The sequence below is a fragment of the Vibrio sp. TH_r3 genome (genome assembly GCF_033101115.1).
Lineage (GTDB): Bacteria > Pseudomonadota > Gammaproteobacteria > Enterobacterales > Vibrionaceae > Vibrio.
The window spans coordinates 128,508-146,798 of record NZ_JAWMPW010000003.1; the positions used below are offsets into that span (position 1 = coordinate 128,508).

Annotated in this window: 18 protein-coding genes; all 18 read left to right on the forward strand. The window is 42.5% G+C overall.

What is annotated here, in order from left to right:
• The first annotated feature begins 8 nt into the window (after positions 1-8).
• The 18 genes from R3X26_RS04640 to R3X26_RS04725 all read left to right on the forward strand — a co-directional run bounded on the left by R3X26_RS04640 (position 9) and on the right by R3X26_RS04725 (position 18,278).
• Positions 9-983 (forward strand): ABC transporter ATP-binding protein, encoded by a 975-nt coding sequence (locus R3X26_RS04640; protein ID WP_317716042.1) that lies wholly within the window; start codon positions 9-11, stop codon positions 981-983.
• Complete coding sequence (locus R3X26_RS04645) at positions 976-1,716, forward strand: ABC transporter permease (RefSeq protein ID WP_317716043.1); 741 nt, start codon at positions 976-978, stop codon at positions 1,714-1,716. Before R3X26_RS04640 ends, R3X26_RS04645 begins: the two co-directional genes overlap by 8 nt.
• Entirely contained in the window at positions 1,713-2,663 is a 951-nt protein-coding gene (locus R3X26_RS04650; RefSeq protein ID WP_317716044.1) for an iron ABC transporter permease, read from the forward strand. Before R3X26_RS04645 ends, R3X26_RS04650 begins: the two co-directional genes overlap by 4 nt.
• A complete protein-coding gene (locus R3X26_RS04655) occupies positions 2,656-3,393 on the forward strand; it encodes an ABC transporter ATP-binding protein (RefSeq protein WP_317716045.1) in 738 nt (245 codons plus the stop codon). Before R3X26_RS04650 ends, R3X26_RS04655 begins: the two co-directional genes overlap by 8 nt.
• Positions 3,347-4,120, forward strand: coding sequence for an ABC transporter substrate-binding protein (locus R3X26_RS04660; RefSeq protein WP_317716046.1), 774 nt, complete (start codon positions 3,347-3,349; stop codon positions 4,118-4,120). The genes R3X26_RS04655 and R3X26_RS04660 overlap by 47 nt, the downstream gene beginning before the upstream one ends.
• A gap of 65 nt (positions 4,121-4,185) precedes the next feature.
• Positions 4,186-5,433: a cobalt-precorrin-5B (C(1))-methyltransferase gene (locus R3X26_RS04665; RefSeq protein ID WP_317716047.1), complete on the forward strand. Its 1,248-nt coding sequence runs from the start codon at positions 4,186-4,188 to the stop codon at positions 5,431-5,433.
• Entirely contained in the window at positions 5,426-6,079 is a 654-nt protein-coding gene (locus R3X26_RS04670; RefSeq protein WP_317716048.1) for a precorrin-8X methylmutase, read from the forward strand. Before R3X26_RS04665 ends, R3X26_RS04670 begins: the two co-directional genes overlap by 8 nt.
• Positions 6,080-6,092: 13 nt before the next feature.
• Positions 6,093-7,340, forward strand: coding sequence for a precorrin-6y C5,15-methyltransferase (decarboxylating) subunit CbiE (gene cbiE / locus R3X26_RS04675; protein ID WP_317716049.1), 1,248 nt, complete (start codon positions 6,093-6,095; stop codon positions 7,338-7,340).
• Complete coding sequence (gene cobI / locus R3X26_RS04680) at positions 7,337-8,101, forward strand: precorrin-2 C(20)-methyltransferase (protein WP_317716050.1); 765 nt, start codon at positions 7,337-7,339, stop codon at positions 8,099-8,101. The genes cbiE and cobI overlap by 4 nt, the downstream gene beginning before the upstream one ends.
• 11 nt (positions 8,102-8,112) lie before the next feature.
• On the forward strand, positions 8,113-9,888 hold the full coding sequence (locus R3X26_RS04685; protein ID WP_317716051.1) for a cobalamin biosynthesis protein: 1,776 nt from the start codon (positions 8,113-8,115) through the stop codon (positions 9,886-9,888).
• Positions 9,881-10,702 carry a precorrin-3B C(17)-methyltransferase gene (cobJ, locus tag R3X26_RS04690; RefSeq protein WP_317716052.1) on the forward strand — a complete coding sequence of 274 codons (822 nt, stop codon included), beginning with the start codon at positions 9,881-9,883 and terminating at the stop codon, positions 10,700-10,702. Before R3X26_RS04685 ends, cobJ begins: the two co-directional genes overlap by 8 nt.
• Positions 10,699-11,493 carry a precorrin-4 C(11)-methyltransferase gene (gene cobM, locus R3X26_RS04695; RefSeq protein ID WP_317716053.1) on the forward strand — a complete coding sequence of 265 codons (795 nt, stop codon included), beginning with the start codon at positions 10,699-10,701 and terminating at the stop codon, positions 11,491-11,493. The genes cobJ and cobM overlap by 4 nt, the downstream gene beginning before the upstream one ends.
• A complete protein-coding gene (gene cobA / locus R3X26_RS04700; RefSeq protein ID WP_317716054.1) occupies positions 11,486-12,850 on the forward strand; it encodes a uroporphyrinogen-III C-methyltransferase in 1,365 nt (454 codons plus the stop codon). The genes cobM and cobA overlap by 8 nt, the downstream gene beginning before the upstream one ends.
• On the forward strand, positions 12,840-13,808 hold the full coding sequence (gene cbiB / locus R3X26_RS04705) for an adenosylcobinamide-phosphate synthase CbiB (protein ID WP_317716205.1): 969 nt from the start codon (positions 12,840-12,842) through the stop codon (positions 13,806-13,808). Before cobA ends, cbiB begins: the two co-directional genes overlap by 11 nt.
• Positions 13,808-14,995, forward strand: coding sequence for a threonine-phosphate decarboxylase (locus tag R3X26_RS04710; RefSeq protein ID WP_317716055.1), 1,188 nt, complete (start codon positions 13,808-13,810; stop codon positions 14,993-14,995). The genes cbiB and R3X26_RS04710 overlap by 1 nt, the downstream gene beginning before the upstream one ends.
• Before the next feature lie 59 nt (positions 14,996-15,054).
• Positions 15,055-15,588, forward strand: coding sequence for a bifunctional adenosylcobinamide kinase/adenosylcobinamide-phosphate guanylyltransferase (cobU, locus tag R3X26_RS04715; protein WP_317716056.1), 534 nt, complete (start codon positions 15,055-15,057; stop codon positions 15,586-15,588).
• Positions 15,589-15,734: 146 nt separating this feature from the next.
• A complete protein-coding gene (locus tag R3X26_RS04720) occupies positions 15,735-16,766 on the forward strand; it encodes a hypothetical protein (RefSeq protein ID WP_317716057.1) in 1,032 nt (343 codons plus the stop codon).
• 12 nt (positions 16,767-16,778) lie between these two features.
• Positions 16,779-18,278 carry a cobyric acid synthase gene (locus R3X26_RS04725; RefSeq protein ID WP_317716058.1) on the forward strand — a complete coding sequence of 500 codons (1,500 nt, stop codon included), beginning with the start codon at positions 16,779-16,781 and terminating at the stop codon, positions 18,276-18,278.
• Positions 18,279-18,291: the final 13 nt, after the last annotated feature.

An 18,291-nucleotide genomic window follows, 5' to 3' on the forward strand; every position in this document is an offset into this window, starting at 1 on the left:
TAGTAAAGATGAATCACTCACTCGGTTGTTCTACTGCTCACTCTATAGAAAATAACGTTATCGAGCATAATGTTATAAAAAGCCATGTTATAGACAACAATGTTATAGACAACAGCACTATTGCAAATAATGTGCTCATAGAAGTTAAGGCATTGTCACGCTCGTTTGGTAACAGCATGGCTGTTGATGAGGTGGATTTTGTTATTCAGCAAGGTGAGATATGTGCTTTTCTTGGTCCAAATGGCGCAGGGAAAACCACCATCATAAAAATGTTAACCGGTTTATTGGAACCGAGTTCGGGCCATATTCTTTACCAGAATGAACAGTATGATCCGAGCCGCCTAGCGTTGAAAAAAATGATAGGAGTAGTTCCACAACATAATAACCTTGATAAAGAACTTACGTTAACAGAAAACCTTAGAGTGCATGGCTTATTGTACAAAATGCGCGGTAGTGTATTAAATAATGCTATCGAACAATGCCTTGAATTTGCCCAATTATCCGAACATAAAAATAAGCCAGCGGGTAAGTTATCAGGTGGCATGAAACGCAAATTAGTGATTGCTCGTGCACTCATGCATAACCCTAAAATTCTCTTCTTAGACGAACCAACCGTAGGGCTTGACCCACTGGCTCGTCGAAAAATGCTGTCATTTCTAAGCAAGATAAATAGGGAAAGAGAATGCACCATATTTCTTACTACCCATTACATCGAGGAAGCAGAAAAATTAGCGGAAAGAGTTATTTTTATTGATAGAGGAAGAATCGTTACTCAAGGCACGTCAGAAAGTTTAAAACAACAGCTAGGCTGTTGCGCGATAGACATCGAGAAAGAGGAATTAGAGCAAGAGTTTTTTGCTCATCGTGACGATGCATTAGTCCGGATTAAAGCACTAGGTAATGTGCCGGTTAGTATAAGAGAGACCACATTAGAAGATGTTTTTGTTCATTTTACCGGAACGAGGTTACATAAAAATGTTTAGTGGTGTGATAGGTATCTATTATCGTGAAGTGACGGTATTAAAGAAAAAAATCGTCCGAATACTACTGGCGTCCGCGGTGCCTCCATTCTTGTATCTTATGGCTTTCGGTTACGGCGTTGGCAAAGGCACCGTAGTCGGTGAAGTGGATTATCTTACCTTTTTACTACCCGGCTTATTGGCAATGTCGAGTATGAACTACAGTTATAATATCGCTTCGGAAATTAATATCAGCCGTTTTTATTTAAAGATCTTCGAAGAGTATCTTCTTGCACCAAATCAACGTTGGCAAATTGTTGTAGGAGAAGTGTTGTACGGTATGACCAAAGGTATGATCCCAGTCTTAATGGTTTCCCTTTATTGTCTTGGTTTTGGTATTGACCTTCATTTTTCGCTACTGTTTTTTGCCGCTTTGTTCTTCCATCTCATGGCCTTTGCGCTGATTGGCTTAATTGTCGCGTTAAAGATGAAAAACCATCGCGACCAAGCCACCATGAACACCTTTATTATCACTCCTATGATGTTTTTATCGGGTACTTTTTTTCCTGTTGACCAAATGCCTATGGTGGTACAAGCCCTGGCGGCGATTTCGCCATTAACATATAGCGCTGATCTTATTCGTTCTTCTATGCTGGCTACCGAACCGTTCAGTTTTTCTTCGTTAGCCATCTTACTTATCTTGAATCTAGTGTTAGTTGTTATCGCTAACCAAATCGTCAAGAGGGTAGAAACATGAAACTAGGATTAATGGTTATCTTGGCGCTGTGTATATTGGTTTCCATGTTTATTGGTCCTCATTGGATTAATCCAACCGATATGGCACCTGTAGAACAGAGTATTTTGACTGAGCTAAGAATGCCGCGAGTCCTTTTTGCTAGCATAATCGGCGCAATGCTTGGTCTTAGCGGAAGTATTTATCAATTGACGTTAAAAAACCCATTAGCAGATAGCTTTACCACTGGTGCGGCATCGTCTTCTGCGTTAGGTGCGGTGCTGGCTATTTCTCTAGGCGTTCCCGCTCAATTTATTTTTGTGTTTGCTTTTGCTACTGGCATTAGCGGTTTGATGCTGGTGTATCGAATGTCACTTACTGCCGGCAGAATAAATCCGATTACCATGATCCTAGCTGGTGTCGTTATGAATATTATCGCTTCTGCCATCATCAGTTTTTCTAAATATTATTTTGAAGATTCACTTAATTCAATTGTTTATTGGTTAATGGGTGGCATCTTTATGGTCAGCTGGCAGCGAGTGGCGATATGTGTGGTTTTATTTGGATTAGTATTTAGCTATTTATATAAGAATTCAATGAAATTGAATGTGTTAGCTTTAGATGAACATTCAGCACAAAGTCTTGGACTTGATGTGCACAGATTGCGAACGATTGTGTTTGTCCTATCGACGTTACTGGTCTCGGTAGCGGTTAGCTTCTCTGGCATTATCGGTTTTGTCGGGCTTATTGTTCCGCATATATCTCGTAGCCTTTTTGGTAGCGATATGAAGAACAATATTTTCTATTCAAGTTTGTTTGGTGCTTTTTTATTAATGGCATCGGACACTTTATCTCGAGTAATAATTCCTGGTGGCGCTGAACTACCGGTCGGTATTTTGACCGCGCTATTTGGTGGTTTGTTCTTCTTTTATCTTTTAAAACGACGTAGAGAGCATTTCTGGAATGGTTGATATTCAAATTAACAATCTAGTCTACAAAAGAGCCAATTTTTCTCTATGTTTGGAATCGTTAAATATTCAAGCTGGAGAGAAAGTAGCGCTAATGGGGGAGAATGGTTGTGGAAAAAGTACTTTAATAAACCTGATGGCTGGGTTGATTGATGAGGGTGCTGGCTCTGTTTTCTATCTTAATCAGGCATTGAAAACTATTAACCATGCCAAAAGAGCACATTTATTTTCGGTACTTCCTCAGTTTTCGGATGTTTCCTTTCCATTTAGTGTTTTAGAAGTGGCTTTACTGGGTCGGTTTGTGCATATGGAAGGTTCTGAATTTAACCAGAGCGATAAGAACCAGACTATTGAATTATTATCCCAACTTGATTTAGCTCACTATAAAGATCGCAGTTTTTCTGAGTTATCAGGTGGTGAGAAACGCCGAGTGATGATTGCTCGGGTACTTAATCAGCAAGCGCCTATCATCTACCTGGATGAACCGAATTCCAGTTTAGATATTCGTCATACGTTAGAGGTATTTGATTACCTACAACAATTAGATCAAACCGTGATTACCTCGGTGCATGATGTCAATTTAGCGTATCGCTATTTTGACCGTTTTCTATTTTTTAAACAGGGTCGCCTTCTCTTCGATGTCAGTAGAGATGAAGTGACTAGCCAACTACTTTCTGAGGTATACGATGTATCGGTCTCTATTGACACTACTAGTTTTAATTTTTGTTCCTAATAGTTATGCCTACCAGCGAGTGGTTTTGTTAGCTCCGGCAGCGGGGGATATTTTTATTAAGCTTAACGCGCAAGACAAAGTGGTTGGCGTAACTCGTAGTAATGATGATTTTCCTAACGCACTCAAAATAGGTTCGCACATAAAACCCAATATCGAGCTGTTAAAAGGTCTAGAACCAGATTTATTAGTTATAAGTTCAAATCGTTTTTTCTCTGAACATCTTTCGCAAAAAATAGCAGCAGATGTCATTAAGTATGATCCTACTAATTTGGATGACATTCTGGTTGAGATAGAAACATTAGGCGAAATTTTAGATAGAAAGCAACAAGCGGAAAAATTAATCAAACAAATGGTCGATTTGCGTAACCAAATAAAACCTATTGCAACGGCGCCCAAGGTGGTTTTTGAGGTCACAGAAAGCCCTTTTATTATTGCTGGCCAGTTAAGCATTGTGCAGGGAATTATTTCTGCTGCTGGTGGACAGTTAATCGCACCATCAAACCGCAAACTAGTTAAATACAACGTAGAAAGTGTGTTGGTTGAAAATCCCGATTATTACCTTTACCAAGTTGGGCCGATGAACAAAAAGCCAACGCCACCGAGCCAAAGGGCTAACTTCAGCATGATGAAGGGGCAGGTTATTAAAGTCGATCAGTTGGAATTTTCAAGAGCAAATACACATTCATTTGAGTTGGCGCTTGAGATGAATAAGCAGTTTATACACTGAAACCAGTGAGTAATAAAAACAATTAGTAATCGGCTAATAAGTCGCAACAACTATAGGAATCGGTAGTGGGTAAATTAAAGCGTTCTGCAAATAAAGACGAGTTACGTGGTGGATATACCACGGGAGCTTGTGCGGCTGCTTCAGCCAGAGCAGCGGTGCGCATGTTAGTCACTCAACAATCGTTCTCAAACATAGAGATTATTTTGCCCAACAAACAAGCGGCGACATTCGAATTGCATCGATTAGAAACCAATGTTGATGCCACTTCGTACGGATTGGATCAACCCAATAGCTCTGTTATGCAATCTGTTTTGGCTGGCATCATAAAAGATGCAGGGGATGATCCTGATTGTACGCACGGTATAGAGATACAGTGTACCGCCAAATGGTCGCAGAAGCCGGGCATCGAATTGAAAGGAGGCAAAGGCATTGCCCGTGTCACTTTACCCGGTTTGGAATTGCAAGTGGGTGAACCTGCGATTAACCCAGTCCCTAGAGCCAATATAGTCGCGATGGTTTCGTTAGAACTGGCTCAGTTACAAGTGACTAATTCTTCGGCGTTATTAAATAAAGGGGTTGAATTAACCATTAGTGCACCGCGAGGCGAAGAAGTAGCTAAGGAAACCATTAGTGAAAGATTGGGGCTTATTGGTGGTATTTCTATTTTAGGAACTCGAGGCACAGTGAAGCCTTATTCTACCTCTGCATTTGCAGCGTCTGTTCGACAATCTATTCAAATTGCCGCAGCAAATAAGCTTGATCATGTGGTGCTGACTACAGGCAGTCGATCTGAAAAGGCGGCAATGGATCTCTTTTCTCAGCTTGGTGATATGGCATTTATCCAAGCGGGTGATTTTATGGGAATAGGATTAAGAGCATCGAAGCGCTATCAAATCAATAAAGTGTCCATGGTGGTGATGATAGGCAAAATGGGCAAGTTGATTTCAGGAAAAATGATGACTCATGTTTCTGGTCACGCAATAGATTTCGATCTGTTAGCGGAGTTAGCCAAACAAGAAGGTATGGATCCACAAGTCTGCGAGCAGATCTTAAAGGCCAATACTGGCCGTCATGTTTTAGACATTGTTAGGCAATATGAAGCAAGAAGGTTCTTTACTCGTTTGTGTAAAGAGAGCTTAGACCAGGCCAATAAGTACATAAATTATGCCCTAGAGACGGAGATGATTTTAATTGACTTTGATGGGACACCGCTGGGACGTTTTGCTAAGCAAGATGAGCTAGCCAATACGGCGAACGCAAATAATTTAACTGCTATGAACGATATGAATAAAGGGCGGAATGATAATGGATAAAATGCAACAGATGACGCGTCAAGGAAAAGCGATTGAAAACGGATCCTTTTCGATTATCGATCATGAAATTCATCAATATCACGGTGGGCATAGTTTTGATCAACAGCAATGGCAAGTGGTTCGACGAGCCATTCATACCACGGGTGATTTTGATTTTGCTAACTTGTTTCGGTTTAGTCAAGGCGCGGTGCAACAAGGAATTGATGCCTTAAAAAATGGTTGCGCAATTATTAGTGATGTCACCATGATAACCAGTGGCCTTAGTGCACAGCGTTTGTCGGTATATAACAACCAAGCACATTGTTTTATTAGCGATGACGAGGTGATAACTAAAGCAAAACAGACCGGAGACACCCGAGCCATTTGGGCGATGAGAAAAGCGCGAGACTTAGGGATTTTAGATGGTGCGATTGTGGGGGTAGGTAATGCGCCTACTGCTTTGTACGAAATATTACGCATGGTAAAGGAAAGCGAAGCCAAGCCTGCGTTGGTCATTGGTATTCCGGTTGGTTTTGTTAAAGCACAAGAATCTAAACAAGCGCTTATCGACCAAAATGAGGTGCCTTATATCGCCAGCATTGGCCGCAAAGGTGGCAGCCCTATTGTGGTCTCTAGTATTCACGCGCTTCTTTATCAGACTGTGTAACAAGGTAAAACGAATGATGACTCGAATTACAATAGTTGGTGTTCCGGAAGATGGGTGCTTAGGTTTGACTAGTCGAGCGGTCAATGCCGTTTCAAACGCCAGAGTGGTTGCTGGTCATCCAAGGCATCGAGAGTGGTTTCCTCAATTTGAAGGACTCTTTTTAGATATGTCGCTAGGTTTTTCTGATTGGATGAATAAAGTGATCGACGAGAGTGAAGAAGGAGAAGTGGTGATTCTCGCGTCTGGTGACCCGCTTTTCTTTGGAATAGGCACTACACTATTAAAAAAAATGTCTGCCAGTGACTTAACTTTTATTCCGTCCATTAGCTCGGCTCAACTTGCATTTTCACGTTTAGGCTTGCCTTGGAATGAGGCTCGCTTTCTGTCTTGCCATGGTAGAAGTTTAACGGGTCTAACAAGTCAGCTACAGCAAGGTGACTTGTTTGCGATATTAACCGATTACAAGAATACTCCTTCGGTGTTAGCGGCACATATGCAAAGGTTCAATCAAATGGACTGGCAACTTAGTGTATGTGAACAATTGGGCGCAACCAATGAACGCATTCGCTCTTTTACGGTTGAAGAGCTCGTTAATAGTGATATTGAATTCGACAAATTGAATATTGTTTTGGCCCAACGGCTCACCAATAAAAAATGGGGCGGACATGGTCAGTTTTCCAGTGATGAAAGCTTTTTAAAACGAATGCCACAAAAAGGTCTGATTACTAAGTTAGCCGTCAGAAACTTGGCGTTAACAAGTTTGACTATTCAAGCCAACGATACAGTATGGGATATCGGTTCAGGGTCGGGTTCGGTTGCAATTGAGTCGGCCAAACTGGCTTGGAATGGCAAAGTGTATGCGGTGGAATGCAATCAAGAGTGTTTGCAAAGCATACAAGAAAACTGCTTTGCACACAGTACCGACAATGTCTGCCTGATTGACACTAAAGCACCCGATGGGTTAGCCGATTTACCCGACCCTGATGCGGTATTTATTGGTGGCAGCAGAGGTCAAATGGCATCCATTTTATCCACTGCCGTGCAGCGGCTAAAAAACCACGGCCGGTTAATGATCAGTGCCGTTACCATAGACACCGTTGCCGAAGTATACCAATGGGCAAAACAAAACCAACATACGTTATCCACTCAAGTTATCAATGTGTCTCATACTCAACCACTGGCGCACTATCAACGCTTTCAGGCTGAGAATCCAATCTATTTATTTACGGTAATAAAAACTGTACAGGAGAATTTATCATGAGCGTTTCATCACTAGGTCAGCTTTACGCCGTAGGTATAGGAACTGGCGATAGCGAACTACTGACGTTAAAGGCAGTACGAATAATTAAACAAGTTGATGTGTTAGCTATTCCAGAAAAAACCAAAGGCAAGGCCGATTCATTTGCATGGGAAATAGTAACAGGCGGGATTAGCGAAGATGAGATTAGCGCTGAACGCTGCTTCCTACACTTTCCGATGACGCGTGATGCTGGTCAGAATGTTCCAGCATGGCAAGCCGCAGCAGAGACGATTCTTGGTCATTTAAAACAGGGTAAATCTGTCGCTTTTGTTACCGAAGGCGATCCATCGGTGTTTAGTACTTGGGCTTATATTCAGGAAGAGTTATTGGTTACTGCGCCAGAACTAGAACCGATTATTATTCCTGGTGTTACCTCTATTACTGCGGTGCCTGCCGCTACTAAGATTCCATTAGCCGATGGTCAAGAACGCTTTTGTGTGGTTCCTGCAACCTACGGAATAGACTGTTTGGATGAATTGGTCAAAGAGTTTGACACCATTATGTTGATCAAAGCTGGACGAGTTATTCCTAAATTGTCAGCGAAATTAAAGCAACTAGGCTTAGAAAATACTGCAACGTATGTTTCACACGCCAGTACTGAACAACAACAAGTGTTTAGTAACCTAGATGATGTGCCAGAAGGGCATCGCTATTTTTCGATGGTTCAATTATCCATTCGCTCTCGTAAAGGTATTTTACGCGGCAAGTTATCCGTAGCGTAATTGAGGTTGTTATGAAATTAGCAATATACGCAATTACAGTTAACGGTGCTAGGCAGGCACAACGTCTCAAAAAAGCGTTACCGTTTGCCGATGTGTTCGTTGCGCAAGTCGCGATAAACGACACCGTGAATGCGGAGCTTTTGTCTTTTCCATTATCCGATTTTGTTGCTGAAAAATTTGCTCAATACGATGGCCATATTTTTATCTTTGCTAGTGGCATCGTTACTCGAGTGATTAGCCCGTTAATTAAAGATAAACGACTTGATCCAGCGGTGGTCTGTTTAGACGAACAAGCTAAATTTGCAATATCCATGTTGTCGGGTCATCGCGGTGGCGCGAACGAATTGACCCAACGGGTTGCGCATCTTGTAAAGGCGACCCCAGTCATCACAACCGCGTCTGATGTGTCGGAAAGTGTTTCAGCCGATATGTTTGGAGCGCCATTTGGTTGGGTACTTGACCCTATATCGGAGTGTTCCATTACATCGGTATCAGCCAGCATAGTTAATGATGAGCCAGTTGCTATTGTGCAAGAATCGGGAGAAAAAAACTGGTGGAATTATGACAAAAGAATGCCGGCACATCTTATTACTAGCAATACATTAGATGGCATTGACCCTAATTACTTTAAAGGGTTGCTGTTAGTTAGCGACCAAAACCGATTGGAATTAAACCAATGGCAGAATCGGGTAGTCGTGTGGCGTCCAAAATCTCTGGTACTAGGGATTGGTTGTGACAGAAATACGCCGCTTTCGGTATTAGAAGCAGGATTGACGGCTTTTATGCAACAGCATAATCTTGCTATCGATTCGGTATGTGCTGTTTCAAGTATTGATTTAAAAAAAGATGAGCAGGCCATTATTACCTTATCTGCTCAGAAACAATGGCCGTTTGTGACTTATTCTCCTGAGAAACTAGATGGACTTGCAGGCATACAAAATCCGTCGGATTACGTTAAAAAAGTAACAGGCAGTTGCTCTGTCGCGGAGGCGGCGGCGTTACGGCACAGCAACACGGACACACTTCTGGTACCTAAATGGGTATTTAAACAAGACGGTTTTAATATGACGCTATCGTGTTGCAGAAAGTTGTTTTCTGAATCACTCGTTCAGCAAAATCGTAAAAATTGGTTTGGTGCAAAAAAACATGGCAGTGAACAACGTCACGGTATTACCGAACAGATGAGTACCAAAGAGCCGAGTACCAAAGGGAGTGATACTGAAAACACTAATAGTGGCTTTGAAGATACGGTGTCGGTAACGGCGACTTCACCAACAAAGCTTAATGCACATGGCAATGCAGTTTTAGAAGGTTATCAATGTAAACCGGTTCATGCAGACCTTGACCGAGCCATGTTATTCCATCGCTATCACATCTTACTTTGCGAAGGGAAACGATGCGTTAAATCGGGTAGTAAAAATTTAGCGCATGATCTACGAATGCTGCTCAAACAAATGGGGTTGGCCAGTGGTAACCAACGAATAAAAATTAGTCGTACCTTGTGTGCAGGCGCATGCAGAAACCGTTCAACTTTGGTTATTTATGAACGAAATTCTGGAGCGAGCACCGTTAAAGATCAACGTTCTACGGAGATGCTTACTGGTTGTGAGGCGTTTAGCGTATCGGTTAACAACGCACAATGGTTAAGAAATGTAGAGCAACTTTCTCAGCAACAGTGGCAAGCACTATTTCGTGCTTTGGCAGATAACCAACCTATTAATCAAGTGATAGGTGAAGAATATTTTGCAGTGGTAGAAGGCCCTGCAATGGAGAACAATTGTGGCTAAATTATCTTTAGTTGGATTAGGTCCCGGTAGCTTAGAATTAATGTCAGTAAAAGCTCAACAAGTGGTTAAGCAGGCGGATGTTATTGTTGGTTACGGGCCGTATGTGAAAATGGTGGCTTCATTGATTGATAGCCAAGCACTAGTAAGAACCGGAATGACAAAAGAGTGGCAAAGAGCTGATTCGGCGATTGTACTGGCTGTTGAAGGGAAAAACGTTGCCTTGGTGTGTTCGGGGGACGCGGGAATGTATGCCATGGCGCCATTGGTGTTTGAAATGTTAGCCGATAAACCGCAACCAATTGAGTTAGAGATGGTTCCTGGCATCACCGCTGCTAATGCTTGTGCTTCTTTGGTCGGTGCGCCACTTGGACATGACAGTTGTACTATTTCTCTATCTGATTTGTTGACACCGTGGGAAGTGATTACCAAACGAATTGAAGCAGCGGCTTACGCTGATTTTGCCATCACCTTTTATAACCCACGATCTAAAAAGCGTCAGAATCATATTATTGAGGCACAACAAATTCTATTGCAGCATCGTGATCCGCAAACGCCTGTTGCGGTTGTTAATGCAGCTTATCGTCCAGAGCAATCAGTTCAACTGGCAACATTGGCTAACTTTACCGAATTAGAGTTTGGTATGAATTCAGCAGTAATCGTGGGAAACAATAGCAGCTATCGATTTGAAGATTGGATAGTCACCCCACGCGGTTACAAAAATAAATATACATTGGACGACGGCGAAACCAGAGAAGGTCAAACGCCCGGCCGTTCACTTATTCAGAATAAGCAACACGTTGAGGTGACAGAATGACCGTTTATTTTATAGGAGCAGGGCCGGGAGACCCAGATTTAATCACAGTGAAAGGTGCTAAGTTAGTTGAGCGTTGTCCAGTGGTTTTATACGCGGGGAGCTTAGTGCCAAAGGCGGTAATAGAACGAGCTCGCCCGGATGCAAAAGTGTTTAATTCCGCAGATATGGATTTAGACGACATTACCAAAGTGTACACTGATGCTTTCGAAAATGGTCAAGATGTGGCCAGAGTACAAACCGGCGATCTTTCAATTTATTCTTCTTTAGCTGAGCAATCTCGTCGCTTAAATGCGTTAGGTATTGATTGGCAAGTCGTTCCGGGTGTTTCCTCTTTTCAAGCCTCGGCAGCCGCGTTAGGTCAAGAGTTAACCTTACCTGAAGAGTGTCAAACCATCATATTGTCTCGGGCTTCAGGTCGTACCCCTGTTCCGGATAAAGAAAACCTCAAATCGTTAGCAAAACATGAAGCGACCTTATGCTTGTTCTTGAGCGCGACGTTAATTCGTAAAGTTGTGCGTGAATTGAGTGACGTTTATCCACAAACTTGGCCAGTGGCGGTTGTGGAAAAAGCATCGCATCCTGAACAACGTATTATTCGTGGTACATTGGCCGATATTGCACAAAAAATGCATGACGCTAACATTCGTTCGACCGCAATGATCATCGTAAGTAAAGTGTTTGCGATTGATGATTTTGTCGATTCAAAGCTCTATGATCCGACTTTTTCTCATGCTTGTCGTAAAGCCAAAGTGGTGGAGTCACAACAACAAAAGGTGGTTAGTGATGAATAACGGTAAAGTATATTTAATTGGTGCAGGTCCCGGTGACCCCGGTTTGTTAACGTGCCGTGCTCAACAATTATTAACGGAATGCGATGTGGTTTGTTATGACAAATTGGTTGCGCCTGCAATCTTAGCGATGATCCCAAATCATGTTCAGCTTCATCAAATGGGCTATCGCGGTTATCAAGGTGGACACATAGAATATGACATGCATCCAGATGTGATCAAGTATGCATTAGCAGGGAAAAGTGTTGCTCGTCTAAAATCTGGCGATCCTTGTATATTTGGTCGTACTACCGAAGAGTGCCGCGACTTAAAAGCGCACAATATTCCATATGAAATTGTACCAGGCATTACAGCAGCACTGGGTGCAGCGGCTTATTCTGGCTTTCCTTTGACTAGCGGTGGCATTGCTTCCAGTGTTACTTTTGTTAGTGGTCATCAACATTCAAAAACCATTGCATCATGGGGCGAGTTAGGTCGTTCAGGTGGGACATTAGTGCTGTACATGGGCGCAAAAAAACTGGCTCAACATGCAACTAACTTGATAGAAAATGGCCGAGATCCTAATACCCCTATTGCTTTGATTAGTAACGCAACTCGTGCAGAACATTCCTGTGTTATTGGTACGTTAGCAACGATTTCGCAAAAAATAGCCACCAATCAACTTACCGGACCCGCGTTAACCATTATTGGTGAAGTAGTCTCGCAAAGTAGTGAATTAGATTGGAGAAGTTTATTACCACTTTCAGGTCGTAGTTTTATGCTGTGTGGACAGTATCCAAATGTCGACTTCCTTAAACAAAACGGTGCGCAAATGATCACAATTGATTGTTTACCTGCTACCGCTTTGCTTAATAAAAACGACCTTGAGTTATTGGTTCGTCAGCCAGAACTTGCATTTGCAGACCTCACCTCGTTTCAGTTGTGGTGGCAAGCCATGCAAGATTACCAATTTGATATCAGAAAATTCACTATGCCCATCGGCAGTCAGAGTCAATCGGTACGTAATGCATTAGCCAAAATCGGCATAATTAGTGAAAAGGTGTCTGCTGCTTCGTTGATGTTGACGGTAGAAGAAAGCAAAACTTTCGCGATTAATGAACGCCATTACCTTGTTGGCCGGATAGACAGTAAACCGTTAGCTTATGAACTTCCGCAAATTGATTGGCTACTGGTTGATGATATTGTGATTGCAGAGCAAATTTTACAACACAATCCGCAATACTTCGCGAACAGTCGAATTGTCGCGCTGAATCGTCAGGCGAGAGATTGGGCCTTAGCTAATGATTATTTTATTGATCATGCTGAACTATCTGGCCTTATCGACGATGTTGATGCTTACGAGTGTAGCCATGTTGCTTAGTAGCGAGCTCATTAGTCAGCATACATTTGTATTCAGTTGTGTGATCGCAATCGTGGCGCTGTGGATGGACAAATTACTCGGTGAACCGCGTTATTTCCATCCACTAATTGGGTTTGGTCACTACGTTAATTGGGTCGAAAAATACAGTCGTAAACTGACGCTGTTAAGCCCACAACAACAGGGCATTTTGGCGTGGTTACTCGCGGTTATGCCAATTACTTTATTCACTCTGTTTTTACAAATGAAAGCGGCGCAAAGTTCGTTAGGTGTATTTTTGCTATTTAATAGCGTCATTGTTTATTTGACACTAGGAGGTAAAAGTTTGTTGCAACATGCGGACAATATATACCGTCCGTTAAAAGACGCTAACCTTGAACAGGCTCGCTATCAAGTGTCGATGATTGTGAGTCGAAATACAGAAAAAATGACAGAAAAAGAGATCGCCTCGTCTGCTATTGAATCGGTATTAGAGAATGGTAATGATGCTGTTTTTGCACCACTATTATGGTTTCTGATTTTGGGTGCTCCCGGTGCGGTATTGTTTCGTTTAGCCAATACCCTTGATGCGATGTGGGGATATAAAAATAGTCGTTATTTACATTTTGGCTCTTTTAGCGCCAAGGTCGACGATGCATTGGCTTGGTTTCCCGCTCGATTGACGGCTCTGATTTATGCATTACAAGGAAATTTTAAGCAAGCAATTGATTGTTGGCAAAAGCAGGCAAAACAGTGCAGTAGCCCAAACGGCGGCGTTGTGATGACCGCAGGTGCAGGCGCGTTAAATATTATTATTGGTGGTCCAACTTACTATCACGGTGTACTGCACGACAAAAAACCAATGGGATGCGGACAAGAAGCGACTTGGCAAGCGATACCTTTAGCCAATCAATTGGTTACTAAAGGCAGTTTTGCTTTTGGTTATAGCTGCTTGATCATTGCTTTAGTAGGAATGAACTAATGACAATTAAACACGGTGGTAATTTACTGCAGATTATTGCGCAGTATGGAGGAGAAGAGAGCGAATGGGTCGATCTCTCCACTGGCGTTAGCCCCTTTACTTATCCTGTAGGCAATATTCCTGAATCCGTATGGAACAGATTACCCCAACCAAACGATGGATTGGAACGAGCCGCAAAGACTTATTACCAAGCGGCTCAAGAACCGGTAGCCATTGCAGGATCTCAAGCCGGGATCATGATTTTACCCGCTATTGTGCGTCAATTACGCGCAGGTAACGCCGGTGTTATTGCATTACCTAAAGTTGGATACAAAGAGCACCAACATGCATGGCTCAAACACAGTACTGAGTGCCATGCTGGTAGCCAATCTGATTGGCAAGTGATTTGGTATGATGATTTTCCTAGTGTCGAACAGGTTAAACAAAGTGACGTGGTGCTGGTTATTAATCCAAATAATCCCAGTGGTTACACTGCCACGTCAACGGAATTACTTCACTTGCATCAACAACTAATAGATAACGGCGGCATGTTGATTGTTGATGAGGCGTTTGTCGATACTCAACCTGACAATAGTATATTAACCAAGTTGGATAAACTTGAGCATATTGTTGTATTTAGGTCGGTTGGTAAATTTTTTGGTTTAGCGGGAGCAAGGGTAGGCTTTCTATTTGCCGATCAAGAAATTAGGCAACAAGTATATCAACGAATTGGTCCTTGGACAGTGACCGGTCCAAGCCGTTGGATAATGAGGCAAGCGTTAACGGATGTTGCATGGCAAGTTGATACAAGTAAGAAAATCAGCCAAGCCTCTGAACGGTTGCAACAATTACTCACTGATTATTTAGTCGCCCCTCTTAATAAACTTAACGGGACAGTCCCTTTATCAAGATCATTATTACCGCCATCAAGGGTAGTAAAAGAGGCAGCCGTTAAAGGGACAGTCCCGCTTAATACGTCTAGTAAGGTAAGTCTTAAAGGGACCGATTTATTTTGTACCGTTTCAATCGAAGAAGCGGTTTTTCTGCATGACTGGTTGTGTCAGCACGCTATTTTTACTCGATTGTGTGATGAGCAAGATGGCGTTCGGTTTGGCTTACCAGCAAATGAATCACAATGGAAAAAGCTTGAAGCCGCCCTGGTCGAATTCAGCCAGTTGGTCTCTCGAACGTCTGCATTGGCAGTATAAGTTAGTCGACATTGGCACTGTAAGTAGCATGCATTTACGCAATAAGTAAAAGAGTTGAAATGAATATTGAAAATACAAAGGTTGAACTGGTAATTGGTGGCGCGCGTTCAGGTAAAAGTAGTTATGCAGAGCAAGTCGCTAAACAATCAGCAAAACCTGTTATTTATATTGCTACTTCTGAAGTGCGTGATGAAGAGATGGCTCAAAGAGTGGCAATGCATAAAGCGCAACGTCCATCTGAATGGCTAGTGATAGAAGAGCCGTTAGAGTTAGCTGAAACGCTCAAAGAATATAGCCGTAAAGATAATTGTCTATTAGTTGATTGTTTAACACTTTGGTTAACTAACTGTTTGTTCTCTGAATCAGCAACAGAATGGTCAGACTATAAAGCGAATTTTTTACAAGTTATCGAACAATTACCAGGACAAGTTTTATTGGTCACAAACGAAGTGGGTTGTGGTGTTGTGCCTATGGGCGATATGAGCAGGCGATTTGTCGATGAGGCAGGGTGGTTGCATCAAGCTATTGCTGAACGAGTGGCCAAAGTGACACTGGTGACGGCTGGATTACCTCTGGCTCTAAAAGATCAATAGAGTTGACAGACAGTTTGGGTTAGTAAACTAATTCGGTTGGTACAGTAAGTGGGTTAGTAAAGTAAGTTCATTGCTATATGTGGTAACTAATTAGCGAATTAGTGAGGCGCTATAGCTAATTTGATAGGTCAAGATAAGGGAATACTATGTGCTGGCTAAATTTCATTACGCTTAATTCGGTGGCTCCCATTGCCAATTTGCATTTAGTTAGTGATGCCGGTGCTGGTGAGGGGTTGATGCAACTCCATCCGACCAGAGATACAGAACTGATCGCATGTGGTAAAGCGAACACGTTGCTTAACGGGCAATCCTTTCCTTCTCCTGTTATTGACAACGGCTCGGTAACCCCCGCTATTTTAGTGCACGGTGTGCTGAGAGCGTTACAACAACAAGGTTACAAAATAAGGCTGCATTGTTATCAATTAGGCCTAGATTCTGACCCCGACTTTACCGATTGTAAAATGGATGAGGTAGTTGTACATCATTGCCAAGTGGGTGAAGAAGCGACTTTGATGCAACGTGTATTAGTGCCTGAATTATTGCGTCAACATGCTCATCAAGAGCAACATTTGCTTGCCGAATCTGGTATTGGAGGAACGACCTTTGCCACGTTGTGGTTGCAGCGTTGGATCAATAGCGATTTATGGTTTGCTGGTAGCACTAAAGATAAAGCTAAGCTGGCAGTAAAAAAACAGGTACTTGCTGAGTTGACTACGGCAACTGAGCATTTACCCAAACAAGTCAATGCTTACCTAGAGAATACGCGCTATTCAGATCCTATTCAAAGAGCCTGTTGTGCACTATTGGCCAGTGAGTTACCTTGTTTGCATTTTGCTGGTGGAGCGATGATATTTGCGCCAATTATCGCCATGGCGGAACGTATTCGAGTTACTCAGTTATCAGTTGCAACTACTCGGTGGGTTTTACAATGTCGAGACTCGCAAATTGCTGCTACTCATTTACCCGAACTGTGTCAGTTACGCAGCCCAAAAATAGAATTTTTTCTGTCTCAATTTGAAGCTTTGCGCATGTACGAGCGTGGTTACGTAGTAGAAGGCTGCGGGTTAGGTGCTTGTTTGGATTTCGCAGAGCAACAGGGGTTGGTAGCTAAACAGTTGTTAGCTAGCCTAGATACAACAGTCGCGCCTTGGTTTGTATCGCCGACTTTAACCAAATAAATGGACAAAATTATGCAAGCTACTTCTAAAGCACTTATGGTACAAGGTACTACATCTGACGCAGGAAAAAGCGTTCTGGTGGCTGGTTTGTGTCGAGTATTGGCGAGACAAGGAATAAAAGTTGCGCCGTTTAAATCGCAAAATATGGCACTAAATAGTGCAGTAACCGTAGATGGTGGTGAAATAGGTAGAGCGCAAGCTGTTCAAGCATACGCTTGCAATATTGAGCCAACAACGGATATGAATCCTGTGTTACTAAAGCCTAATACCGATATTGGTGCTCAAGTAATTATTCACGGTAAGGCATTACAAGATATGGATGCGGTTGAGTATCATGCTTTTAAGCCTCAAGTTATGAAGTATGTTATTGAATCTTTTGACCGTTTACAGAGTGAATATTCATCGGTAATGATTGAAGGTGCGGGGAGTCCTGCTGAGATCAATTTGCGAGAACATGATATCGCTAATATGGGCTTTGCTGAAGAAGCGGATATTCCAGTGATTATTGTGGCGGATATTGACCGGGGAGGAGTGTTTGCCCATCTTTATGGCACGTTGGCGCTCTTGAGTCAAAGTGAGCAAGATCGTGTCGTCGGTTTTGTTATTAACCGTTTTAGAGGGGACATCAAATTACTTGAGAATGGCCTTGAATGGCTAGAACAAAAAACAGGTAAGCCTGTAATTGGTGTACTGCCTTACTTACACGGACTAATGTTAGAAGCCGAAGACGCGATCAATATTAGCCAACTGAGTAATGATGAAGAAAAAATTACCGTGGTGGTGCCGGTTTTACAACGTATTAGTAATCATACTGACTTTGATCCACTTCGAATGCATCCGAATGTAGATTTACAATTTATTGGAAAAAACCAGCGTTTACCCCCAGCTGATCTCATTATTCTGCCCGGCTCAAAGAGTGTTTGTTCTGATCTCGCTTTCTTGCGTAGCCAAGGTTGGGATAAACAAATCGAGCGTCACCTTCGCTTTGGAGGCAAATTAATGGGAGTGTGTGGCGGTTATCAAATGCTTGGAGAGATCATATCGGACCCATTAGGTATTGAAGGTCCTATCGGTAGTAGTTCTGGGCTTGGTTATTTGTCGCTCACAACGGAGCTCCAAGAAACCAAACATTTGAGGCAAACCAAAGGTAGCATGACATTACCCGGTCAGAATAGTGTCGATGTCTTTGGTTATGAGATCCATGCGGGAGAAACACTGGGTGTAACTGATGATGCGCCACTGAAATTAACAGAAGGCCCGGATGGAGCGATAGGTATGGGCGGGCAAGTATTTGGTACCTATTTACACGGAATTTTTGAATCACCGTCAGCCTGTAGTGCAATTTTACGTTGGGCTGGACTGCAAGAAGCGAAAGGTTGCGATTTCGCTCAGATGCGAGAAGACGGTATTAATAGAGTAGCAGATACGATTGAAGAACATCTCAACCTTGAATTACTCTGGCCAGATATAACTTTGTCTGCAACTAAAAAGACAAAACAATCAAAAAATTGATAAGACTTAACGA